22 protein-coding genes are annotated in these 21816 nt (G+C 68.6%); 13 read left to right on the top strand and 9 right to left on the bottom strand.

Annotated features, from left to right (window positions below; genetic code table 11):
• Positions 1 to 263: 263 nt before the first annotated feature.
• Together PSS76_RS10550 and PSS76_RS10545 are read right to left on the bottom strand one after the other, a co-directional pair.
• Positions 264 to 743 carry an SRPBCC family protein gene (locus tag PSS76_RS10550; RefSeq protein WP_337456177.1) on the bottom strand — a complete coding sequence of 160 codons (480 nt, stop codon included), beginning with the start codon at positions 741 to 743 and terminating at the stop codon, positions 264 to 266.
• Between the two features lie 21 nt (positions 744 to 764).
• Complete coding sequence (locus tag PSS76_RS10545; protein ID WP_005514586.1) at positions 765 to 1685, bottom strand: SDR family oxidoreductase; 921 nt, start codon at positions 1683 to 1685, stop codon at positions 765 to 767.
• Positions 1686 to 1875: 190 nt separating this feature from the next.
• Here PSS76_RS10545 and PSS76_RS10540 point away from each other — a divergent pair, with 190 nt between their 5' ends.
• The 4 genes from PSS76_RS10540 (at position 1876) to PSS76_RS10525 (ending at position 4292) form a co-directional block, all read left to right on the top strand.
• Entirely contained in the window at positions 1876 to 2352 is a 477-nt protein-coding gene (locus PSS76_RS10540; RefSeq protein ID WP_081121306.1) for a VOC family protein, read from the top strand.
• Between the two features lie 40 nt (positions 2353 to 2392).
• A complete protein-coding gene (locus PSS76_RS10535) occupies positions 2393 to 2962 on the top strand; it encodes a mismatch-specific DNA-glycosylase (RefSeq protein ID WP_337456176.1) in 570 nt (189 codons plus the stop codon).
• Between the two features lie 73 nt (positions 2963 to 3035).
• Complete coding sequence (locus PSS76_RS10530; protein ID WP_337456175.1) at positions 3036 to 3638, top strand: methyltransferase family protein; 603 nt, start codon at positions 3036 to 3038, stop codon at positions 3636 to 3638.
• A 60-nt stretch (positions 3639 to 3698) separates the two neighbouring features.
• Positions 3699 to 4292 carry a TlpA disulfide reductase family protein gene (locus tag PSS76_RS10525; protein ID WP_044990685.1) on the top strand — a complete coding sequence of 198 codons (594 nt, stop codon included), beginning with the start codon at positions 3699 to 3701 and terminating at the stop codon, positions 4290 to 4292.
• A gap of 15 nt (positions 4293 to 4307) precedes the next feature.
• Here the strand turns inward: PSS76_RS10525 and PSS76_RS10520 are convergent, their stop codons facing one another.
• A complete protein-coding gene (locus PSS76_RS10520) occupies positions 4308 to 5321 on the bottom strand; it encodes an alcohol dehydrogenase catalytic domain-containing protein (protein WP_084845748.1) in 1014 nt (337 codons plus the stop codon).
• Between the two features lie 160 nt (positions 5322 to 5481).
• Complete coding sequence (locus PSS76_RS10515; protein WP_005514578.1) at positions 5482 to 7179, bottom strand: fumarate hydratase; 1698 nt, start codon at positions 7177 to 7179, stop codon at positions 5482 to 5484.
• Between the two features lie 234 nt (positions 7180 to 7413).
• On the opposite strand from PSS76_RS10515, the gene PSS76_RS10510 reads away from it, so the two are divergent.
• The 5 genes from PSS76_RS10510 to PSS76_RS10490 all read left to right on the top strand — a co-directional run bounded on the left by PSS76_RS10510 (position 7414) and on the right by PSS76_RS10490 (position 12781).
• Positions 7414 to 8175: a CPBP family intramembrane glutamic endopeptidase gene (locus PSS76_RS10510; RefSeq protein ID WP_081121303.1), complete on the top strand. Its 762-nt coding sequence runs from the start codon at positions 7414 to 7416 to the stop codon at positions 8173 to 8175.
• Between the two features lie 130 nt (positions 8176 to 8305).
• Positions 8306 to 8881: a TetR/AcrR family transcriptional regulator gene (locus tag PSS76_RS10505; RefSeq protein ID WP_337456174.1), complete on the top strand. Its 576-nt coding sequence runs from the start codon at positions 8306 to 8308 to the stop codon at positions 8879 to 8881.
• Positions 8878 to 10404 (top strand): flavin-containing monooxygenase, encoded by a 1527-nt coding sequence (locus tag PSS76_RS10500; protein WP_337456173.1) that lies wholly within the window; start codon positions 8878 to 8880, stop codon positions 10402 to 10404. Before PSS76_RS10505 ends, PSS76_RS10500 begins: the two co-directional genes overlap by 4 nt.
• Positions 10401 to 12140 carry an FAD-dependent oxidoreductase gene (locus tag PSS76_RS10495; RefSeq protein WP_005514574.1) on the top strand — a complete coding sequence of 580 codons (1740 nt, stop codon included), beginning with the start codon at positions 10401 to 10403 and terminating at the stop codon, positions 12138 to 12140. The genes PSS76_RS10500 and PSS76_RS10495 overlap by 4 nt, the downstream gene beginning before the upstream one ends.
• A complete protein-coding gene (locus tag PSS76_RS10490) occupies positions 12128 to 12781 on the top strand; it encodes a hypothetical protein (protein WP_005514573.1) in 654 nt (217 codons plus the stop codon). The genes PSS76_RS10495 and PSS76_RS10490 overlap by 13 nt, the downstream gene beginning before the upstream one ends.
• 9 nt (positions 12782 to 12790) lie before the next feature.
• Here PSS76_RS10490 and PSS76_RS10485 read toward each other — a convergent pair whose 3' ends face one another.
• Positions 12791 to 13912 carry a winged helix DNA-binding domain-containing protein gene (locus PSS76_RS10485; protein ID WP_337456172.1) on the bottom strand — a complete coding sequence of 374 codons (1122 nt, stop codon included), beginning with the start codon at positions 13910 to 13912 and terminating at the stop codon, positions 12791 to 12793.
• Between the two features lie 56 nt (positions 13913 to 13968).
• Between PSS76_RS10485 and PSS76_RS10480 the strand changes: the two genes are divergently transcribed.
• Complete coding sequence (locus PSS76_RS10480; RefSeq protein ID WP_013415334.1) at positions 13969 to 14565, top strand: TetR/AcrR family transcriptional regulator; 597 nt, start codon at positions 13969 to 13971, stop codon at positions 14563 to 14565.
• Between the two features lie 3 nt (positions 14566 to 14568).
• Here PSS76_RS10480 and PSS76_RS10475 read toward each other — a convergent pair whose 3' ends face one another.
• Positions 14569 to 15495: an alpha/beta hydrolase gene (locus PSS76_RS10475; protein WP_013415335.1), complete on the bottom strand. Its 927-nt coding sequence runs from the start codon at positions 15493 to 15495 to the stop codon at positions 14569 to 14571.
• Positions 15496 to 15522: 27 nt separating this feature from the next.
• Positions 15523 to 16458, bottom strand: coding sequence for an SDR family NAD(P)-dependent oxidoreductase (locus tag PSS76_RS10470; protein WP_205316538.1), 936 nt, complete (start codon positions 16456 to 16458; stop codon positions 15523 to 15525).
• Positions 16459 to 16693: 235 nt separating this feature from the next.
• Here PSS76_RS10470 and PSS76_RS10465 point away from each other — a divergent pair, with 235 nt between their 5' ends.
• Together PSS76_RS10465 and PSS76_RS10460 are read left to right on the top strand one after the other, a co-directional pair.
• The gene (locus tag PSS76_RS10465; protein ID WP_337456171.1) at positions 16694 to 18625 is read left to right on the top strand and encodes a flavin-containing monooxygenase; all 1932 of its coding nucleotides are present in this window, start codon (positions 16694 to 16696) and stop codon (positions 18623 to 18625) included.
• Between the two features lie 164 nt (positions 18626 to 18789).
• A complete protein-coding gene (locus PSS76_RS10460; RefSeq protein ID WP_231849572.1) occupies positions 18790 to 19734 on the top strand; it encodes an alpha/beta hydrolase in 945 nt (314 codons plus the stop codon).
• Positions 19735 to 19747: 13 nt separating this feature from the next.
• On the opposite strand, the gene PSS76_RS10455 is transcribed toward PSS76_RS10460, so the two are convergent.
• The gene (locus PSS76_RS10455) at positions 19748 to 20656 is read right to left on the bottom strand and encodes a hypothetical protein (RefSeq protein WP_084968182.1); all 909 of its coding nucleotides are present in this window, start codon (positions 20654 to 20656) and stop codon (positions 19748 to 19750) included.
• Here PSS76_RS10455 and PSS76_RS10450 point away from each other — a divergent pair.
• Positions 20655 to 20882 (top strand): hypothetical protein, encoded by a 228-nt coding sequence (locus tag PSS76_RS10450; protein WP_139809525.1) that lies wholly within the window; start codon positions 20655 to 20657, stop codon positions 20880 to 20882. The genes PSS76_RS10455 and PSS76_RS10450 overlap by 2 nt on opposite strands.
• A gap of 92 nt (positions 20883 to 20974) precedes the next feature.
• Here the strand turns inward: PSS76_RS10450 and PSS76_RS10445 are convergent, their stop codons facing one another.
• Positions 20975 to 21751, bottom strand: a complete 777-nt coding sequence (locus tag PSS76_RS10445; RefSeq protein ID WP_064078642.1) for a histidine phosphatase family protein — start codon at positions 21749 to 21751, stop codon at positions 20975 to 20977.
• Positions 21752 to 21816 lie beyond the last annotated feature (65 nt).

Here is a 21816-nt window from a genome sequence, read left to right as displayed (position 1 = left end):
CCGGGATCTGTCCCGGGGTGTCGCCGCGAACGGGTGTCGCGCTCAGCTGAAATCGAGGGTGCTGCCGAAATTCAGGAGGTTGCCGATCGGTCCGATCAGAAACGGGAACAGCGAGACGAGGTTGAGGTTCATCGTGGGCCTTTCCAGGGCGAGACCGGTCGACAAGGTCGTTATGCGCCCGAAATATAGCCGAGGGTCGGCCCGGACCACGGCGTTTTGCCGAAAGTGATCTGGACGATCGTCCAGCAGTCGCGCGCGGTGGGTCAGGAGGGTTGCGCGAGCAACGCGTCGAGGGCGGCGAAGCTCGCGTTCATGCCCGCCTCCATGCCGGACTGCATCATGCCGTCGCGGTCCTCGGGCGTCATGAACATCGAATCCATCACCAGCTTGGTGCGGCCGTCACCGAGATCGACGAACTCGATCGTCTCGACCGAGACGTGGGTCGGCATGCCGTCCCACTCGAACGACCAGATGATGCGCTCACCCGGCGTCACCTCCCGGAATCGCCCCTCGAATCCGGCCGCACCGCCCCCGTGGTGTTCGACGAAGCGCCAGTGCCCACCGCGCCCCAGTTCCCACTTCTCGACGTCGAGCCGGTTGCCGCGCCCCCACCACCTGGCGATGAGATCCGGTTCGGTGTAGGCGGCCCACACACGATCGCGTGGTGCCCTGACGACGCGTTCGATGTGCACGCCTCGGTCACCCGTGGTGGCAACTGTGGCGGTTTCTGTCCGGTCGGTCATCGATCCTCCGTCGGTGTCTGCTCACAGGGGAAGTGTCGTGTCGGTGAGCTTTTCGGCCACCGCCCAGAGCGACGGCGCGAGATCCTCGCCCCGGGAGCTGCGAGGCGGGTCGTACCGCCGCGTGGGCCCGACGAGTGCCATCCGGCCACCCGGTCCGTAGTACCCGCCCTGGACGGCGTCAGGGCTGGTCGCGGCGAACAGGATCGGCTCGACGCCCGCGCGGACGTCCTGCGACGGCAGCATCGTGCGGTCGTTGCCGGAGAACATGCCGTGGCGGGGCCGCTCGCGCCCGAGGCTTGCACCGGCGGTCTGGAGATTGGTTCGGGTGTAACCGGGGTGAGCGTAGGTGCTCAGCAGGTGCCAGCCGAGTTCGTCGGCCACCCGTGCCAACTGTTGCGCCATGAGCATGTCGGCGAGCTTGGACTGCGCGTAGCTCAATGCCGGGCTGTACCGGTGCCGCGACTGCAGGTCCCGAAAGTTGATCCGGCCGTAGTGCGCCGTGCCGCTCGTCATCGTCGCGACCCGCGGCATGGCGGCGTCCAGCAGTAGGGGCAGCAGCAGGTTGGTGAGGGCGAACGGGCCGAGGAAATTGGAGCCGAACTGCAGCTCGAACCCGTCCACCGTCTCGAACCTGCGCGGCGGCGACATGACGCCGGCATTGTTGATCAGCAGATCGAGCGGTCGACCGTCGTCGAGGAGACCGGCGGCGAACTCCCGCACGGAGCCGAGGTCGGCCAGGTCGATCCGGCGGATCTCGAGTTGCGCGTCGGGGTTCTCGTGCATGATCTCGGCGCACGCCGACTCGCCCCTGGCGGGTGTCCGCACGGCCATCACGACGTGTGCGCCCGCCGCGGCCAGCCGCCGGGTGGCTTCCTTGCCGATGCCGCTGTTGGCGCCGGTGACGACGACGTACCGGCCCGTGATGTCGGGAACCTGATACATGGAACCCCCTCGGCGATCGGCGACACGCGGGTTCGTTCGCGTCCCAATCTACCGCCGGTGGAGCCGACTACCGGCCGGATGTCACCGCTTCGTCGTACGCTCGCGACCGCCGGCCGATGAGTTCTCGGCGCGGTCGCGGTCTATCCCACCGAACACGATGCGGAACACGACGACCGGAAGGATCTCGACCATGCAGACGATCACCCCGTGCCTGTGGTTCGACACCGAAGGCGAGGAGGCCGCGACCTTCTACGTCTCGCTGTTCCAGAACTCCAGGATTCTGAACATCTCCCGGTACGGGCCGGGCATGCACCGGCCGGAGGGGCTGGCGTTGACGGTGGAGTTCGAGCTGAACGGCCAGAAGTTCACCGCTCTCAACGGCGGGCCGGAGTTCCCGTTCACCGAGGCTGTGTCGTTCCAGGTGAGCTGCGCCGACCAGGCCGAGGTCGACGAGTACTGGAACCGGTTGACCGCCGACGGCGGCCAGGAGAGCCGGTGCGGCTGGTTGAAGGACCGGTGGGGCGTGTCGTGGCAGGTCGTCCCGGAGACCCTGGCGTCGTATATCGGCGGACCGGACCCGGCAGCCGCGCAGCGCGCGACACAGGCGATGATGCAGATGCGCAAGCTCGACATCGACGTCATTCGTGAGGCGTACGAGAACCCCTGACGGTTTGGCCGCGCCCGGTCGGTGAGGTTCGCTGTGCGTCATGGGATTCACGCGCGACCAACTCGAGGCCTTCCGGGACGCGGAGGTGCCGGACCTGATCGGCCCAGGCTGCCGGCTGCTCTTCGTGGGCATCAACCCGGGCCTGTGGACCGCGGCCACCGGCGCGCACTTCGCCCGGCCCGGGAACCGTTTCTACCCGGCGTTGCTGCGGGCCGGCATCGTCGACCGCTCCATCGACCCCACCACCGGCATGTCCGACGAGGATCGCAGCCTGCTCGTAGCCCGCGGGATCGGGATAACGAACATCGCCCACCGTGCGACCGCCCGCGCCGACGAGCTCACCGCAGAGGAGCTGCAGACGGGCGGTGTCCGCCTGCGTGAGACGGTTGCCCGGGTGCGACCGCGGGTGGTGGCGGTAGCCGGGATCACCGCGTACCGCACAGCTTTCGGAATGCGGAAGGCGGTGGCAGGACGTCAGCCCGAGGGTTTCGAGGGCGCCGCGCTGTGGGTGGTGCCGAATCCGAGCGGTCTCAACGCGCACGACACCGTGGACTCCCTCGCCCGGGCGTACCGCGCCGCCGCGGTCGACGCGGGCGTCGTGTCGGACTGACTACGCGCCCGGTCGCCCGCTCGGCCCTCTCGTTCCGGCCGTGCGACGGCCGTGGACGCGGCACACTCGAAGGGTGGCGGACAACGGTGCGGCACTCCCGCTCTTCGCGTCGGATCCGGTCGCGGCAGCGATCCTGGCCGTCGCCTTCCTCGCCGTCGTGCTGTCCGAACTGTGGATCGGCCGGACGCACCCGGGCGCCGGGTCCCACCGGGACGGCTGGACCGGGGCGGCCGTGGGACTGGGCCTGTTGGTGGCGTACGTCGGCGGTGCGACGGTCAGCGTGCTGGTGTCGGCGACCGTGATCACCGACGGCGCCTGGTGGCTCTTCGGGGCGGGCATCGCGGTGGCCGCTGCGGGCCAGGTGCTGCGCCTGCGGGCCGTTCACGAACTCGGTGCCTCGTTCACGTTCCAGGTCCAGACCGTGGAGGGGCAGCACGTCGTGGACACCGGCCTCTACCGCCGGATCCGGCATCCTTCGTACACGGGTGCGCTGATCTGTGCGCTCGGGTTCACTGTCGCCTACACGAATTGGCTTGCGCCGCTGACCGTACTGGGTCTGGCGGCTGCGTACGTCGTGCGCATCCCGCACGAGGAGCGGGTGCTCGTCGAGGGGCTGGGCGAGCCGTACCGGCAGTACATGCACCGCACACGAGGATTGATCCCCTTCGTACTGTGATGCTCGGCGGGGCCGCATCTACTATCTACGTACATAGGTAGTAGGTTGGGTGTCGTGTGGATGCCGGGATGGAGAAACGGTCGGGCGATCGCTGCTGCGGGGCTGGTCGCGATGCTGCTGTCGGGATGCGCCACCGGGACGGACGCCGTCGCACAGGGCGGGACGTTCGACTTCGTCGCGCCCGGCGGTCAGATGGACATCTTCTACGACCCGCCCGAATCGAGAGGAACGATCGGGAACCTCGCGGGCCCGGAACTGATCACCGATCAGCAGGTCGGCGTCGCGGACTTCCCCGGGCAGGTTGTGGTGATCAACCTGTGGGGTCAGTGGTGCGCGCCGTGCCGCGCCGAGGCGGACGACCTCGAACGCGTCTACCAGGCGACCAGGGGGAGCGGTGTGCAGTTCCTCGGGATCAACGTACGAGATCCCCAGCGGGACAAGGCCCAGGACTTCGCGGTCGACTTCGGGCTCACCTACCCGTCGATCTACGACCCGCCGATGCGCTCACTGCTGGCGCTCGGCGGAAAGTACCCGACGAGTGTCATCCCGTCGACGATCGTCCTCGACCGGCAGCACCGCGTCGCCGCGGTGTTCTTGCGCGAGCTGCTCGACGTGGACCTCCAGCCCGTGGTCGAGCGGATCGCGGCCGAATGACGCGGGCGGGCGCGGTCACATCGTGAGCACCATGCGATACCGCGCGCGTCCTTCGTCCATTGCGGCGTACGCGTCCGCGGCCTCGGCGAGCGGGCGCTCCTCGATCTGAGCACGCACGCCGGTCAGGACCGCGAACTGCATCGTCTCCTCGACGTCGCGAGCGGTGCCCGACGGGTGTCCGGTCACGCTGACGCCGGGCGTGATCAGCTGCATCGGGCTGATCGGCAGTGGGTCGGGCGTGACACCCACGACGACCAGTTCGCCCAGCGGGGTCAGTCCGCCGATCGTGTCGGCCATGGCCTTCGAGTTCGCGGCGGTCGCCAGAATCGCCGACACGCCCCCGAGGGACTGCAAGGCCGCAGCGACGTCGCCGGCTGTGGAATCCACATAATGGTGGGCGCCGAACCGGCGTGCGTCGTCCCGCTTTTCGGAGCCGCGTGCGACGGCGACCGTCTCGAATCCCATCGCGCGGGCGAACTGGACGCCGAGGTGTCCGAGGCCGCCGACGCCCAGGACGGCGACGCGGTCACCGGGCCGCGCCCGAGTCTTGCGTAGCGCGTCGAACGTCGTGACCCCGGCGCAGCTCATCGGTGCGGCCTCCGCGAACGTGAGGCCCTCCGGGATCCGGGCGAGCGCGTTGGCCGGCGCCGTCACCGACTCGGCGTAGCCGCCGGGATACTGCCAGCTGGGTACCTGCATCCGCTCGCAGTGGATGAAGGTGCCCTTCCGGCACGGGACGCACTCGTTGCAGTGGCCGCCGAACCAGCCGACCGCCACCCGGTCGCCGACCGCGAACTCGTCGACGCCGTCGCCGAGTTCGGCTACAGTCCCGGCGATCTCGTGTCCGGGGGTCAGCGGCCAGGACATTCCGGGGAATCCGCCGTTGACGAACCCGTGATCGGTACCGCAGACGCCGCATGCGGCGACCGCGATGCGGACGTGGTCGCGATCGGGGTGCGTCGTCTCGACGTCGGCGAGTGTCAGTGGTTCACCGGGGGACTGGACGTGTACTGCTCGATGTGTCGGCATCGGCACCTCGCTCCGGGTGTGGCGGTCGGCGGTCCGTGTTCCAGTCAAACCCGCACGGACGGACCGTGGCAAGGGCCCGCGGCGCACGCGGCAAAAACGACGAAAGGCCCGGTAGAGCGAATGCTCTACCGGGCCTTCGGTATTCGGGGCGGCCGTCAGCTCACAGGCCGGGGCGCTTGCCGATCGTCAGCGTGACTTCGCCGGTGTGGGCGAAGAAATCGTTGCCCTTGTCGTCGACGACGATGAACGCCGGGAAATCTTCGACGTCGATCTTCCAGACCGCCTCCATGCCGAGCTCTTCGTACTCGACGATCTCGACGTTCTTGATGCAGTCCAGCGCCAGACGCGCCGCCGGGCCGCCGATCGAGCCGAGGTAGAAGCCACCGTGCGTGTTGCACGCGTCGGTGACCTGCTTGGACCGGTTGCCCTTGGCGAGCATGATCATCGATCCGCCCGCAGCCTGGAACTGTTCGACGTACGAGTCCATCCGGCCCGCGGTGGTGGGGCCGAAGGAGCCGGACGCCATCCCGTCCGGGGTCTTGGCCGGTCCGGCGTAGTACACCGGGTGATCCTTGAGGTACTGCGGCATCTCCTCGCCGGCGTCCAGGCGCTCCTTGATCTTCGCGTGCGCGATGTCGCGCGCGACGACCAGCGGGCCCGTCAGCGACAGGCGGGTCTTGACTGGGTGCTTGGACAGCTCGGCCAGGATCTCCGGCATCGGGCGGGTGAGGTCGATCTTGACCGCGGCGCCCTTGCCGGTACCCGAGACGCCGTCGGTGTCCGTGTCGAGCTGGGTGTCGGTGACCTCGGGAAGGAACTGGCCCGGGTTGAACTCGAGCTGCTCGAGGAAGACGCCCTCGGGGGTGATCTTCGCCTTGGCCTGGCGGTCGGCCGAGCACGAGACGGCGATCGCGACGGGCAGCGAGGCGCCGTGGCGGGGGAGACGGATGACGCGGACGTCGTGGCAGAAGTACTTGCCGCCGAACTGTGCGCCGATGCCGATCTTCTGGGTGAGCTCGAAGACCTTCTTCTCGAGCTCGTGGTCACGGAAGCCGCGCCCGGTGATCGCGCCCTCGGTGGGCAGCTCGTCCAGGTAGTGCGCGGACGCGTACTTGGCCGTCTTGAGCGCGAACTCGGCGGAGGTGCCGCCGACGACGATCGCCAGGTGGTACGGCGGGCAGGCCGCAGTGCCCAGCGAACGGATCTTGGCCTCGAGGAACTGCATCATCGAGTCCGGGTTCAGGATGGCCTTCGTCTCCTGGTACAGGTACGACTTGTTGGCCGATCCGCCGCCCTTGGCCATGAACAGGAACTTGTAGGAGTTCTCGTGGCCCTTCGCGGTATCCGCGTACAGCTCGATCTGCGCGGGCAGGTTGTTGCCCGTGTTCTTCTCCTCCCACATGGTGATGGGAGCGTTCTGCGAGTAGCGCAGGTTCAGCTTGGTGTAGGCGTCGTACACGCCACGGGCGATCGACTCCTCGTCGTCGCCCGGAGTGAGCACCTGCTGGCCGCGCTTGCCCATGACGATCGCGGTGCCGGTGTCCTGGCACATCGGCAGCACGCCCGCGGCGGAGATGTTGGCGTTCTTCAGGAGGTCCAACGCGACGAACTTGTCGTTGCCCGACGCCTCGGGATCGTCGAGGATGCTCGCGACCTGCTTCAGGTGGTCCGTGCGCAGGTAGTGCGAGATGTCGTGCAGTGCGGTCTCGGTGAGCAGCCGCAGGGCCTCTGGTTCGACCTTCAGGAACGTGCGGCCGTCCGGTCCTTCGACGGTCGACACGCCCTCGGTGGTGAGCAGCCGGTACTCGGTGGGGTCTTCACCGATCGGCAGCAGGTCCTCGTAGAGGAATTCCGGCATCGTTTCTCCTGAACACGGGCTGTTGAGTTCGGTTCCAGGCTAACGGCGGGCATTCGCCGCTCCGAATCGGGGCGGCGTGTGAACACGTCGAATCGGGGGTAGTCCCAGTGCAGTGTGCGAAAGCTCACCGGCCGCGCAGCAGTGGAGGGCGTACGCTGAATTGGATAACGGGCAGATAACGATATGTCGTCTGTCGGTATCGGGTAGATCGGACGGACGGGGGCCCCTCACCGTATGAACATCGCTACAGCCAACGCCGACACCGTGTCGACCACGGGCATTCACCGCATCCGCGCCGCGCACGCCTGGCTGGATGTCGTCGTCGTCGTGGCCGTCCTGGTCTCGACCAATCTGGTCGCGCACTTCACCACGGTCTGGGCGAGTATCGCGACGGTTCCGATCGCCGCGGTCGTCCTGGTCGGACTCACCCGTCGTCGCGGACTCGGCTGGGCGGAACTGGGACTGTCGCCGCGACACTGGCGCAAGGGCACGGTCTATGCGCTCGCGTGTGTGGGGTTGGTGCTCGCCGTCGTGGCTGTCGGCATCGCGCTGCCGTTCACCCGGCAGTTCTTCATGGCGGATCGCTACGCGACCGTCTCCGGCGCCCTCATCGCCTCGATGATCGTCATTCCGCTGCAGACCGTGATCCCCGAGGAACTCGCGTTCCGCGGCGTGCTGCAGGGCACCCTGTCGCGCGTCTCCGGGGCGCGTGGTGTCTTCGCTACCGGTTCGCTGCTCTTCGGGCTGTGGCACATCGCCTCGTCGCTGGGACTCACGACGGGCAATCGCGGTCTCACCGGGATCCTCGGTGGCGGGCTGGTGGGGCAGATCCTCGGCATCGCCGGCGCGGTCGCTGCCACCGCCGCGGCCGGATTCGTCTTCACATGGCTCCGTAGTCGCAGTGGCAGCCTGCTCGCCCCGATCGCGTTGCACTGGTCGCTCAACGGCATCGGCGCACTCGCTGCCGCTCTCGTCTGGCACGCCTCCCTGGCCTGACTCGGCCCTGGTTTCGACGGCTCGTTCCGCCTTGGCGGAGCGAGCCGTCCGCTTTCTGTGCCATCTTTCTGTGCCATCAAATTTGCCGACAGTCTGGACTGTTTGTAAGTTTCCCGATAATGTCCGACATGTGACCCAAGGCATAGCAACTACTTCTCGCACGCAGGCAGAACGCAGTGCCGCGACCCGCGGAAAGCTCCTCGACGCCACCATCGAACTGCTCGTGGAGGTGGGCTACGCCGGCACCAGCAGCCAGGCCGTGACGAAGCGCGCCGGAGTGTCGCGGGGCGCCCAGCTGCACCAGTTCCCCACCAAGGAATCGCTGGTCGTGGCCGCGGTCGGCCATCTGGTGGACAGGCGCCTGGCCGAGCTGCTGCGTTCACGCCCCGATCCCGACCGCGGGCTCGAGACGCTCTGCGAGGCGTTCACCGGCCCGCTCTTCTATGCGGCCCTCGAACTCTGGGTCGCCGCCCGCACCGATCCCGGCCTGCACGAAGCGATGATTCCGCTCGAGCGCAAGGTCGGAGACGCGCTGCGTCTCGGATTCGCCGAGATCGTCGGCGACCGCATGAGCGCGGACGCCGTCGATCTCAGTATCGAGATCGCCAGGGGGCTGGCGGTCTCCGCGCTGTTCCGCACTCCCGAAGCCGACCGGCAGTTGCGTGATCGTCTGCTGCCCGTCTGGAAAGCGATGGTGACGCAGTGAAAACCGGACGCACCACCCTGCCCGCTCACGTCCACACCCTGATCGTAGGTGCAGGCTTCGGCGGTATCGGCCTCGCCGCCACCCTTCTCCGCGAGGACCCCGCGGCGGACCTACTCGTGATCGAGCGTGCCGACGACGTCGGCGGCACCTGGCGCGACAACACCTACCCGGGCTGCGCCTGCGACGTACCCAGCGCCCTGTACTCCTACTCGTTCGCTCCGGAGCCGGACTGGCGATACGCCTACGGCAAGCAGTCCGAGATCCACGCCTACCTGCGGCGCGTGGCCGATCAGACCGGTGTGGCCGACCGGACGGTGACCGGATGTGAACTGGTGGAAGCGCAGTGGGATGCCCACGGCAGGCAGTGGCGGGTCCGCACCGGGCGGGGGGATCTCACCGCGACCGTTCTCGTCGCCGCCACGGGCGCGCTCTCCGCGCCGAAGCTTCCGGACGTGCCGGGCGTCGAATCCTTCACCGGTACAACCTTCCATTCGGCGACATGGGACCACGGCTACGACCTCGCCGGAAAGAGGGTCGCGGTGATCGGTACGGGGGCGTCGGCGATCCAGTTCGTTCCCGAGATCGTCGATCGGGTCGAGCACCTCACGTTGTTCCAGCGGACGGCGTCGTGGGTGCTGCCCAAGCACGACCGCGCCGTCTCGCGCATCGAACGCGCCCTGTTCCGCGCGTTCCCGTCCACCCAGAAGCTCGTGCGCGGCGCGGTCTACGCCCAGAAGGAGGGCTACGTCGTCGGTATGGCGCACCAACTCTGGCTACTGCGCTTGTTCCAGCGTCGCGCCGAGGCGTATCTGCGCGCGCAGGTGCCGGACGACGGCCTGCGAGCCGCGTTGACGCCGGCGTTCACCATCACGTGCAAGCGGATTCTGCTCTCCAACGACTGGCTGCGCACACTCACGCGCCGCGACGTGACCGTGGTGTCGTCGGGCCTGACCGCTGTCACCGAGACCGCAGTGATCGACGACGCGGGCAACGAGTATCCGGTCGACGCAATCATCTTCGCCACCGGCTTCACCCCCACCGAGCCGCCCGTCGCGCGGCACGTCCGGGGAGCGGACGGTCGCACGCTGGCCGAACATTGGTCGGGGAGCCCGTCGGCGCATCTCGGCACGACGGTGCACGGGTTCCCGAATCTGTTCCTCATGTACGGGCCCAACACCAACCTCGGACACAGCTCGATCGTGTACATGCTCGAGTCGCAGGCCACCTACATCGCCGACGCACTGCGGGTGATGCGGGACGAACGGGCCGCGGCCGTCGAGGTCACCGGGGACGCGCAGCGGCGCTACAACGACGGGCTGGATCCGCAGCTGGCGCGCACCGTCTGGAACGCCGGTGGCTGCGACAGCTGGTACCTGGACGCCAGCGGACGCAACTCGGTGATGTGGCCCACGTACACGTGGCGGTTCCGCAGGCGCACGAGGCGGTTCGACCGGAAGAACTACCGACTGACCACCGCGGGCGAGGACCGCCGGGCGACCGAGGACACGGGGGCGCGCGCATGACGCACTACGACGTGGTGGTGATCGGTTCGGGCTTCGGCGGGAGCGTCGCCGCCCTGCGCCTCACCGAGAAGGGGTATCGCGTCGGTGTCCTGGAGGCCGGACGGCGCTTCGCGGACGACGAACTGCCGCAGACGTCGTGGCGGCTGCGGCGGTACCTGTGGGCGCCGTGGCTCGGCTGCTACGGCGTGCAACGGATGCATCTGCTTCCGGACGTCCTCGTGATGGCCGGTGCCGGTGTGGGTGGTGGATCCCTCAACTACGCCAACACGCTCTACCGGCCTCCGGCCGCATTCTTCCGCGAATCCCCGTGGGGTCACATCACCGATTGGGAGCGTGAACTCGCGCCCTACTACGAGCAGGCCGAACGAATGCTCGGCGTCCGGGAGAACCCGACCTTCACCGCCGCCGACGAGGTGATGCGTTCGGTCGCAGAGGAACTGGGCGTCGGGCAGACGTTCACATCCACGCCGGTAGGGGTGTTCTTCGGTGAACCCGGCGCACGTGTCCCGGACCCCTTCTTCGGCGGTGCCGGCCCGGACCGGACCGGTTGCACAGAGTGCGGAAGCTGCATGACCGGGTGCCGCGTCGGAGCCAAGAACACCCTCGTGAAGAACTACCTGTACCTCGCCGAACGCGCCGGAGCGACCATCCACCCCATGACCACGGTGGAGGAGGTGCGCCCGCGCGCCGGCGGTGGCTACACGGTCACCGGCCGCGTCACGGGCGGGATTCGGAGACCGCGCGCCACGTTCACCGCCGACCAGGTCGTCGTCGCCGCAGGCACCTACGGGACCGCCCGACTGCTGTTGTCCATGCGCGATCGTGGCCTACTTCCGAAGCTGTCGCCCCGACTGGGCGCCGTGGTGCGGACGAATTCGGAAGCGGTGCTCGCTGCGGCCGCGAGAACGCGGTCGGTGGACTTCACGCACGGGGTGGCCATCACGTCCTCGTTCCATCCCGACGATCACACCCATATCGAGCCCGTTCGATACGGCAAGGGCAGCAACGTGATCGGGTTGCTGCAGGCGCTTCTCACCGACGGTGGCGGACGCGTGCCCCGACCGCTGAGGGCAGTGGGAGTGGCGCTGCGGAACCCGGGCGCCTTCCTGCGGACGCTGTCGGTGCGGCACTGGTCCGAGCGCACGGTGATCGCACTGGTCATGCAGACCGACGACAACTCGCTCGAGCTCGCCGGCAAGAAGGGTCTGTTCGGCCGGCGCAGACTCACCAGCCGTCCGGGTCCGGGGGCGCCACCACCCGAGTGGATCCCGGTGGGGCACGAGGTCATCCGCCGCGTGGCGGAGCGGATCGGGGGCGACGCGGGCGGGTCACTGCTCGATCTGGTGAACATCCCGATGACGGCGCACTTCCTCGGCGGTTGCACCATCGGGGACAGTGCCGCGACCGGCGTGGTCGACCCGTACCTACGGGCGTACGGGCACGAGGGGCTCCACGTCGTGGACGGTTCGGTCGTCAGCGCGAACCTCGGCGTCAACCCGTCGCTGACGATCACCGCGCAGGCCGAACGTGCGATGGCTCTGTGGCCCAACAAGGGCGAGAACGACTCTCGTCCCGACCTCGACGCGCCGTACGAGGCGGTCGCGCCGGTTGTCCCGGCGCACCCCACCGTGCCGCCGGAGGCGCCGGGCGCGCTGCGTCTGCCCGTGTCCCCGGTGAGCCATTCGTCCGCAGCCGGAGATCGCCACGAGAGAGGGGAACGTCCGTGTGGAGCGTGACTGAGAGCGAACACCTCCGGCAGGACTGGCCGATCAGTCCGCCGCCGCCGTGGCCGGCGAAGGTCCGGGCCACCCTGTGGTGGCATCGCGCGACGCCCGAAGCGGCATCGTTCGGGCCGGGGGGCCGCGCACTGCCCGTCACACTCGCGATGATGGTCGACTACCTCGAGTCGCCGGTCGGTCCGTACCGCGAGATCCTTGCCAGTCCCGTTCTCCGGGCGCCGTCCCTTCGCGCCGGTGTCCTTCCGTCGATGGCGGTCCCGTTCATCGCAGTCGACTCCGAACCGTCGGTCCACGGCGGACGAGAGCACTGGCATCTGCCGAAGGTGCTCGCCACTTTCGACGGGGATGTCACGGGCACGTTCACCGCGAGCGCCGACGGTTGGGAAGTGCGGACCACAGCGCGATCATTCGGGCCCTCGTTACCGATCGTGGGTGCGCTCGGGTTCGCGCAGCCGTTGCCGGACGGCGGTGTCGCACGGGCTCGCGCACGGCTGCGCGGAAGGTTCCGTGGTGCGCGGGTCGCGGTGGACGCCACCGGCCCCACGCTCGGACAGTGGATGCGGCCGGGGCCGCACCCTGGGATCGTCATCGAATCCGGCGTGATGAGCACCGGACCGGCACGCGTGACGCGCGGGTGACGGGGCGATTCACAGCACCGTCACGGCGCCGGCAGACTGACCGCGGAACGCAGCCAGCGTGTCGGCCTGCTCCTCGATCGCGGCCTTGGTCCGCGCCGGCAGTTTCTCCCATGCTGTCACCTCCACCGTCAGCTTCTTCCCTGAAGTGCGCGGCCGCCACAGGCCGACGATCTCGCCACCGACGGCGACGGCACCGGGGCGGCCGAGCGTGGGCCACAGCGCTTTTCGATTGTCCTCATCGGGTACGAGTAGTTCGCGATCCTTCAGTTGCAGGTACGGGTCGAACGGCCCGAGCAGGCGAACCGAAGCGTCGGCGGGCGGCCCGAGGAGCGCATCGAGGCTTTCGGTCAGGATCCACCTCGGGGTGCCGTCGACCGACACTTCGGTGACGTCGGACGGCCAGTGCGCCTTGACGTCCTTCACCGGAGCGTCGATGTACGACGCGGTTGCCTTGGGATCGGTCGGACCGAAGAACCTCAGGTAGCCGCGGATCACGTCGAAGCGGGCGTCGGCCTCCGCGGCGGTGCGTGCGTAAGGTTTGCCCCGCCATCCGGGGATCCGTTCGAGCACCGGCGGTGAGGTCTCGGGCCGCAGTTCCAGACCGGCCTGCAGCGCCGCGAGCCGAAACGGCATCTCGTACATGTGCGTCGCATTGCATGGACGGCAGAAGCGCAGGTAGGGCTCGTCCATTCGCGCCGTGAGTGCCGACGACATCTCGCCCTTCACGGTGGGCTGCCGGACGATGTCGCGCATCTCGGCAGCCACCGCCCGAAGCGCGTCGAAGGTCGGTATCCCCGCGGCCTTCAGCGGACGGTTGGCGTCGAAGATGCGCTTGGCGGCGTCCGCGTCGGACAGTGGAGCGGTGGCGACCGCGACCGCCGACAGGTCCGCGCGCCGGTACCGGTGCGGTGCTCCGCGCAGCGTCCAGGCGAGTGCGAGGTCGTCCGAGGTGCCCGGCGGCGTGCCCCGCAGGTGGAGCGCCCACGCCGCGCCGTCGGGACCGGTGTTCTGAATCCCGAGATCGAGAAGATCGCAGTCGGTGGGGCCCTGCGCGGAACCGGGGGGACGATCGAGTTGCTGGACATGCCACCGGTACGAGAGCACCTGCGCGCGGGTCACTTCCACGGTCATAGCGGTGAGTGTAAGGGCGGTCACGGACAAACGCGCGCGGACACTAGACTGCGAGTATGGAAACCGAACCCGGCGAGAAGCCGTCCCTGCGCGCGTTACAGAAGCAGCGGAGCCGGGCACACCTGCTGGACACCGCAGCGCGGCTGATCGGCGAGCGGGGATTTCGCGAGACGACCATCGACGACATCGCCAAGGCGGCCGGCGCGAGCCGTGCCACGCTGTACTCGTACTTTCCGAGCAAGGACGCCATCGCCCACGAGATCGTCGTCGAGGTCTGGGACCGCGCCGAGGCGCTGTACCGCGATTTCGGTGGTTTGGACGACTGGTCGCGACCGACGATCCGTGCCTGGGTGGGGCGCGTCGTCGAGGCGTGGGAGGCGAGCGGAGACAGGCTCCGCGTCCAGTCGGCCGGGGTGGTCCGGTTCGACGACTTCTACCTCGACTACCACCGCCGCTTCGTCGCGGCGCTCACCGCGAACACTGTGTTGTGGGGCCGGTTCGACGCCGCCGACGTCGAGCGGCGCGCGCTGTTGCTCATCAGTGGGCTCGAGCTGTTCCTCAACACGTGGATGGTGCGCGGGTGGCGTGTCGATCGCGACGGCGCGATCGACACGCTCACCGACGTCTGGTGCGCGGCACTGCGGTCGGAGTAGCGCTCAGCCGTACGTGAACTTGGCCCGCATGATGCCGCCGATCTCGGCGAGCGCCAGCCGCGCCCGGGCATGGAGATCGGCATGCATCAGGAAGCCGTGCGCCACACCGGGATACCGCAGAACGGCGGTCTGGACCCCTGCGTCCCGGAGGCGGTGTGCGTATTCCTCGGCGCCGTCGCGGCTGGGATCGTGCGACGCCGTGACCACGATCGCCGCCGGCAGGCCCGTCAGATCCGCTGCCAGGCTCGGCACGCCGTACGGGTGGTCCCGGCTGGGATCGTCACCGAGATACAGGTTCTTCGTCCACGCGAAGTCGCCGGCGGTGATGATCGGGCCGTCCGCGAACTCGAGCACCGACGGTCTGGTGTCGTCGCGGTCGATGCCCGCGTAGATGTGCAGCTGGAACACCAACGGCGCCCCGCCCTCGTCGCGGGTCTGCAAGGTCACCCCGGCGGCGAGAGTCGCGCCGGCGCTGTCGCCGGCGACCGCGATCCGATCTCCGTCGATACCGAGGCCGGCGGCGTTGCCGGCCACCCACTGCGTCGCGAAGTACGCCTCGTCGGTGGCCACCGGGTAGGGGTGTTCCGGAGCGAGCCGGTAGTCGACGCTCACCACGACTGCGCCCGACGCCACGGCCAGGAGACGGGCGAGCCGATCGAAGCTGTCGATGCTGCCGATGACGAGACCGCCCCCGTGGAAGTACACGAGCGCGGGCAGGTCCGGTGCGTCGACCGGGTGGTAGATCCGCAGGCGGAGCGGTCCGTGCGGGCCGTCGACGACGCGGTCCTCGACCCGGTGCATGTCCGGGCCCGGTCGCTGCGGCAGCGACTCGAAGGCGGTGCGGGCAGCCTGCACGCCTGCCACGTGCATCGGTACCCAGTCCTCACGGGTGCCGAGGTAGGCGGCGACGTCGGGGTCGAGCTCGAGCATGGGCGTTGTCCTCTCGGATCCGGAAATTCAGGCCGTGACCTTGCCGTCGACGTCGGGGGCGACCTTGACTGCCTCCCAGTCGGCGCGGGTCCGGGGATCCATGCGGGAGACGAACGAATCGAGCTGGGACCACAGTGATTTCGACACAGTCATGGTCCCCGGCGTCATCACCTCGTCGATGAGCGCGGACCACGCTTCCGGGGTGTGTTCGTCGGTGAGGGCCCCCGGTGTCTCGGCCTGCACCACCCGAGAGACCAGCCCGCCGCCCACCGCGAATACCTCGCCGGTGAGTGTGGTGTCGGCGTGCAGGAGATACGCGGCGAACGCCGCGACCGCCTCGGGTGGGAAGTGCGCCTGCAGGAACTCCCCGAATCCGGGCTGCTCGATGCCGGCGGTGGAACGGGTCCAGGCCGCGGGGAGGATCGCGTTGGAGCGCACACCGATTCGCTTCCCGAGAATCGCCTGCGTTCGCGTCAAGGAGAGGATCGCGCCCTTCGCGGCCGCGTAACCGGGCATCGCGGGGGCGCCGTAGCTTCCGTTCGACGAGATGTTGAGGATCCGTCCGTCGCCCGAGGCGGACAGGTGCGGCCAGGCGGCCCCGGTGACGCGGTGCGCGCCGCGCAGGTGCACGTCCACCAAGGTATCGAAGTCACCGCCGGCTCCGGCGTTGTTGACGACGATGTCCAGGCGACCGAAGGTGTCCACCGCGGCCTGCACGATGCGATCCGCCTCGGTCACGACGTCACCGGTCACGCCCGTCGCCGTCCCGCCGTCGCTCTCGATCAGGCGCACGGCCTCGTCGGTTGCGGGGGCGTTGGAGCCGCCGGCCCAATCGCGCCCGAGGTCGTTGACCACCACCGCGCAACCCCGCGCGGCGAGCGTGCGCGCGTACGTGAGGCCCAGCCCGAAGGTGGACACGCCGGTGACGAGTGCAACCTGTCCGTCGAATCGAAGTTCATTCATGGCCGGCAACGCCTTTCGCTGGGCTCGGAGGGGTACGGATCGGACGGTAGCCGACGAAACGGCTCGAGGGTAGACGTTCGAGCAAAAAACCAGACTGAGAGTCTGGTAAATGGGATGAAGGTATGGACAGGCGGTTTGCCGTGGCCTACTGTCCCGAGGAACGTCACCGCGAGCCGGATCGCGCGGGCGCTGTGCGAGTTCCGCCCCGGACCACCCGTCCTGCAAGGAGATTTCGATGACATCCAGCACCGCCGCTCCCGCCGCTACGGACGACGACTGCTCGCCTGCCGATGACGGAGCCCTCGCGGACCGGCTGCGGTCGGCCGACCCGGCCGTGCTGCTGGCGGTGCTGGCACAGGTCACGGGGGACATCGGCGTACTCGATCGGTACGAAGGCGCGATCTCCCACGTACCGGATGCGCCCGAGATGGCCGGCGTCACAGACCACGCCACGGCCGCCGCGATCGTCGCGGAGCTGACTGTGGCGCTGGCCGTCGGCAAGGCACCCGGCCTCGCGCCGGACGACCCGGAACTCTTCGCCCGGCTCGTTCCGCTGGCGCTCGGGGTGGCGCCCGGCGACGAGTTCCTGCCCATGCTCCTCGAGCAGGGAGGATTCCACCCGGCGCAGCCGGTGCTGCCGCGCACCGTGCCGCTGCCTCGCACCCTGGACGTCGCAATCGTCGGAGGTGGGCTCGCCGGAATCGCGGCTGCGATGGCCGCGGAACGGGAAGGTGTTTCGTACGAAATTCTCGAACGCAACGACGAACTCGGCGGCACGTGGCTCGTCCAGACGTACCCCGGTGTCGGGGTCGACACTCCGTCGTCGTACTACTCGTTGTCCTCCGAGCTGAATTCGGACTGGACCAGCTACTACCCGAAGGGCGGCGAGTATCAGGCCTACCTGCAGGCGGTCGTCGACAAGCACGGGATACGCCGCCACACCCGCTTCGGGACCACGGTCGAGTCGCTCGTCTGGAACGAGACGGAGCACCGGTGGGCCGTCCATGCGCGCGCTGCGGACGGCACCGTATCGGTGACGCACGCGGCGACGGTGGTGACCGCGCTCGGTTATCTCAACCGGCCGCAGTTCCCACGGGTCGAGGGACGAGACTCCTTCGCGGGCGTCAGCGTCCACTCGGGGGAGTGGGATCCTGAACTCGACCTGACCGGCAAGCGGGTTGCGGTGATCGGGGCCGGCTGCACGTCTGCGCAGATCGTCGACTCCATCGTCGACGACGTCGCACATCTGACGCTGTTCCAGCGCCAACCCCACTGGGTAGCGCCGCGTAAGCGTGACAGCGACGCTGTCCCGGCACACCACCGGTGGTTGTCCCGGCACGTCCCGTTCTATGCGAACTGGCTGCGGCTCAAAGCCTTCTGGGGGTCCGCGGACAGCGCCTACCCGGTGGTGATCGTCGACCCGGAATGGGCGCCGACGCACCTGTCGATCTCCCGCGCCAACGACATGTTGCTGCAGGACTGCCTCGCATACATCGACCGCACCTTCGGTGCCGGGTCGGACCTGGCCGCGAAGGTGACGCCCGACTTCGCGCCGTTCGGCAAGCGCATCATCCGCGACCCGGGCGGCTACTATGCGGCGCTCACGCGCGACCACGTCGACGTACTCGTGACCGAGCCCGCCCGGATCGTGCCCGAGGGCATCGTGACACCGGACGGCGCCCTCGTGGAGGTGGACGTCATCGTGTACGCGACGGGCTTTCATCTGGACTTCCTGTCCACCATGGACATTCGTGGTCGTGACGGGCGTGCGCTCGTCGACGAATGGTCGGGCAACCCGCGGGCGTACCGCGGGGGGACCGTCCCGGGCTTTCCGAATCTGTTCGTCACGTCGGCACCGAACACGAACCCTAGTCACGGCGCCGGAAACAACTTCGGTATCGAGGTCGCAGTGCACTACTTCACGGAATGCCTGCATCTGTTGGCCGAGCGTGGCGCCCGGTCGCTCGAACCCACCCGGGAGGCCTACGAGGCGTACGTCGACGAGATCGACCGGGCGATGGAGAACACCGTGTGGCGGCACACGCCCAGTGCCCACACCTACTACCGCAACGACAGCGGACGCGTGATCGTCGCGAGCCCGTGGCGGCTGGTGGATGTGTGGCAGCAGCATCGCACGCCGATCGAGGAGCACTTCGTGTTGCGGTAGCCCCAAGCCAGTCGATCTCGCGATGAAGAGGCGGGTATTCGGCTGGTCGTCCCGCTCGGTGGGTGGATCGGTTCTGACCCGGGTCGCCCGTTTCTACTGTGGGGGCGTGTCGAGCTACAGCGCCGTCGCTGAGCATGCCGTTCCGAGATACCAGGGAGCCCGCGTTGATCGATCGCATCCACCCCGAACTTCGTCCCCTGATCCCCGCGCTCCCTCGGGTGGACATCACCGAGCCGGTGGCGTTTCGAAGCCGCCAGCGGATCCGTGCGACCGAACTCGCTGCGGCGGTCGACCGACCGGAGGGCATGGCAGTGGTCGACCGTCTCGTCCCGGGGCCGGCCGGTGCGCCGGACGTGCCGGTCCGGCTCTACACCCCGGGCGGGGTCTCGTCCGAGGTGGGGGCGCTCGTGTGGTTCCATGGCGGTGGCTACGTCTTCGGCGAGATCGAGGCATCCGAGCGTGCCTGCGTCGAGATCGCGGACGTGGTGGGGTGCGTCGTCGTCAGCGTGGAATACCGGTTGGCGCCTGAGCATCCGTATCCGGCAGGGCTCGACGACTGCTCTGCAGCACTGACGTGGGTCGCCGAGCACGGCGACGAACTCGGGGTAGATCCGTCGCGGCTGGCGATCGGCGGTGTCAGCGCCGGCGCCGGACTGGCCGCGGCACTTGCACTGCGGGCGCGCGACGAGAACGGCCCCAGGCTCGTGTACCAGGTGCTGGACAATCCGATGCTCGACGACCGCGTGGAGACCGCGTCCATACGCGAGTTCACCGACACGCCGCTGTGGACCTACAGGCAAGCGGTCCTGGGCTGGGAATTTTATCTCGGCGACTGGTCGGCGGACACCCCGTCGTACGCTGCCGCGGCGCGCGCGGCCGACGTCTCGGGACTGCCCCCGGCGTGGATCTCGGCCAACGAAGTCGATCCGCTTCGTGACGAGGCGATCGAATACGCGCTCCGCCTGATGCGGGCCGGGGTGCCCGTGGAATTGCACCACCGACCGGGAACGTTTCACGGTTCCAACGGATTTCCAGGAATCTCGGTCTCCGATCGGACGCGCGAGGACATGCACCTCGGTCTGAAGTCGGCCCTCGCGGTCCCCGACTGACCGGTCGGGCCTGTCACTCGGGCTCGCTTACCACTCGGGTAGTGGCCGAGATCGAGTGCGCGTCGGGGACCGGAACCAGGCGGTAGTGCAGGCGAACAGCCGTGGCGCCCCACAGCTTCAGGACATGGTCCGTCCGGGCGATGCCCTCGTCGTCGACGTAGAGCCGGAATTCCTCGTGCACCGGCACGCGGGCGGCATACGTCCGTCCGTCGTCGATCACCATGACGTACGCACCGTCGTCGCCGAACGGCCCGGGCGGTGACGACAGCGTCATCGCGCCGTCCGGTCCGTTCGACGGGCGAAGGTACACCTGAACATTTCCCTGCTCGAGAGGGAAGCTCACATGGACGCTGGGCTGATCGTGCCGGGGAAGCCGGCCGACCCGGTAGTAACCGCTGAACATGTAGTCGCCGGTCTTGCGCAGAGTACGGAGCCACGCCGACCCGGCGTGCGTGCCGTCCGGTCCGACGATCCGCACGATCTCGCTGTCGACGCCGTGTGCGACGGCCAGGGCATCCACGGGTAGCGCGAGCTGCTGCAGGCGTTTGCCGTACAGCGACTCGATCACGGCCCCCGGTCCGGCGAATCCGCGAGACCACTTCGTCCACGCGTCCATTCGCCACGCCGAGGTGTGTTCGTAGAAGTCTCGGAGCGCCGGATGCACCGCTGCCGGATCGAAGCCGGGACCGGCCAGAGCGTCCAGACTGGGCAGTAGCCCGGACCGCGGGTCGGGGTCGCGGTCGATCCGACCGCCGATGCGTTCGGCCTCGGCGGGGAGCCAACGGTCGGCGACGGTGCCGCGCCCGGAGACCGGCGCGGCCAGCCACGCGTGCTCGCCTTCGGGATCGATGCGGCGGCCAACTGTCCTCCACCACAGTCGCGTCCCGCGGTCGAGCACCGGCCAGGTGTTGGTTCTCCCCATGTCGAGACGCTCTCACACCGCGGGGTCATACGTCATGTGGCGCTCCGACTGCTCGTTCGGCGCGCCGAACCTTCTGGTGCTCGGGGCCGGTTGCGTCGAGGTGCGCCGCGAGTACACCGGTCGTCGCGTCCGTTCCTGGATCCGGATCACCGCTCACGGTGTCGGCAAACTGCGTGAGGAGGTCGAGGTGTTGCGGCTGCTGCTCGACGTCCTCGACAGCCGCTGACCGCGAGGCGAGGCAGCACACCCGGCCGGGATACGACTGCGCCCCGGTGCCATCGATTGTGCCGATGACGACCGGGGCGCGGAAGGGGTGAATCAGCCGAGGTCCGGGTGGCCGACCCAGTCGACGATCGTCCAGCCCTTCTGCGGGCTGCCTTCGAGGGTGACGTGGCCGCCGTTACGCATCGGATCGGTGCCGAGCTTGCTCATGTCGGCGTTGTCGGCGTTCATCATGGACCAGAACATGATCGTGCCGCCATGCGAGAAGATCACCGGATTGGTGCAGCCGCGGCGCTGCACATCGAGCAGTGCCTCATCGAATCGGTCGTCGAACTCGTTGCCGTCGATGGAGCCTGGAATCCGTGCGTTCAGGTCGCCGGAGAGCCACTTGATCGGCGCCTGCAGGTAACCGGACAGCGCCTCGGCCTCCGGGGTGCCCTCGTAGTCGCCGGCCTCGATCTCCCGGAAACCGGGCTGAATGTCGAGGCTCAGGTCGTGCTCGGCGACGGTCGGTGCCGCAGTCTGCGCGGTACGCACCATGTTGGACGCGAAGCCGCAGTCGAAATTCTGGTCGGCCAGCTGGACGGCCAGATTGTCGGCCTGCGTCCGGCCACGTGGCGTCAGATCGGGTCCGGGCACCTTGGTGTCGACCAGTCCGGAGAGGTTGCCGGCGGACTCGGCGTGGCGCACCAGGGTGATGACCATATCGCCGTCGCTGCTGCCGAAACTGCTGCCGAAGCTGCCTCCGAAACTTCCGAAGGAGATGTCGGCGGACGCGACGCCGGTGGCAGCGGTTGTGGCCGCGACCGCGGTCGCCATCACCGCAACGGACAGCCGGAGAGGTCGGATTCGCATGGTGAGAAAGCCTTTCATCGGGGGGACCCCGCTTCAGGTGTGCCAAAGAACCGAATTGCGGGGTGTCGAAGATCACAGAAGCA

It is taken from the genome of Prescottella sp. D32, from assembly GCF_037287305.1.
GTDB classification, from domain to species: domain Bacteria; phylum Actinomycetota; class Actinomycetes; order Mycobacteriales; family Mycobacteriaceae; genus Prescottella; species Prescottella equi.
Note: the sequence above shows the minus strand (reverse complement) of the source record. Positions and strands in the feature narration are given on the sequence as shown.

Coding starts and splice junctions, on each gene's coding strand:
- PSS76_RS10510 (WP_081121303.1), top strand. CDS start 7,414: ATGAACATCGCTACAGCCAACGCCGACACCGTGTCGACCACGGGCATT.
- PSS76_RS10540 (WP_081121306.1), top strand. CDS start 1,876: ATGCAGACGATCACCCCGTGCCTGTGGTTCGACACCGAAGGCGAGGAG.
- PSS76_RS10545 (WP_005514586.1), bottom strand. CDS start 1,685: ATGTATCAGGTTCCCGACATCACGGGCCGGTACGTCGTCGTCACCGGC.
- PSS76_RS10485 (WP_337456172.1), bottom strand. CDS start 13,912: ATGACCGTGGAAGTGACCCGCGCGCAGGTGCTCTCGTACCGGTGGCAT.
- PSS76_RS10520 (WP_084845748.1), bottom strand. CDS start 5,321: ATGCCGACACATCGAGCAGTACACGTCCAGTCCCCCGGTGAACCACTG.
- PSS76_RS10515 (WP_005514578.1), bottom strand. CDS start 7,179: ATGCCGGAATTCCTCTACGAGGACCTGCTGCCGATCGGTGAAGACCCC.
- PSS76_RS10475 (WP_013415335.1), bottom strand. CDS start 15,495: ATGCTCGAGCTCGACCCCGACGTCGCCGCCTACCTCGGCACCCGTGAG.
- PSS76_RS10470 (WP_205316538.1), bottom strand. CDS start 16,458: ATGAATGAACTTCGATTCGACGGACAGGTTGCACTCGTCACCGGCGTG.
- PSS76_RS10535 (WP_337456176.1), top strand. CDS start 2,393: ATGGGATTCACGCGCGACCAACTCGAGGCCTTCCGGGACGCGGAGGTG.
- PSS76_RS10480 (WP_013415334.1), top strand. CDS start 13,969: ATGGAAACCGAACCCGGCGAGAAGCCGTCCCTGCGCGCGTTACAGAAG.
- PSS76_RS10550 (WP_337456177.1), bottom strand. CDS start 743: ATGACCGACCGGACAGAAACCGCCACAGTTGCCACCACGGGTGACCGA.
- PSS76_RS10495 (WP_005514574.1), top strand. CDS start 10,401: ATGACGCACTACGACGTGGTGGTGATCGGTTCGGGCTTCGGCGGGAGC.
- PSS76_RS10455 (WP_084968182.1), bottom strand. CDS start 20,656: ATGGGGAGAACCAACACCTGGCCGGTGCTCGACCGCGGGACGCGACTG.
- PSS76_RS10445 (WP_064078642.1), bottom strand. CDS start 21,751: ATGAAAGGCTTTCTCACCATGCGAATCCGACCTCTCCGGCTGTCCGTT.
- PSS76_RS10465 (WP_337456171.1), top strand. CDS start 16,694: ATGACATCCAGCACCGCCGCTCCCGCCGCTACGGACGACGACTGCTCG.
- PSS76_RS10525 (WP_044990685.1), top strand. CDS start 3,699: ATGCCGGGATGGAGAAACGGTCGGGCGATCGCTGCTGCGGGGCTGGTC.
- PSS76_RS10450 (WP_139809525.1), top strand. CDS start 20,655: ATGTCGAGACGCTCTCACACCGCGGGGTCATACGTCATGTGGCGCTCC.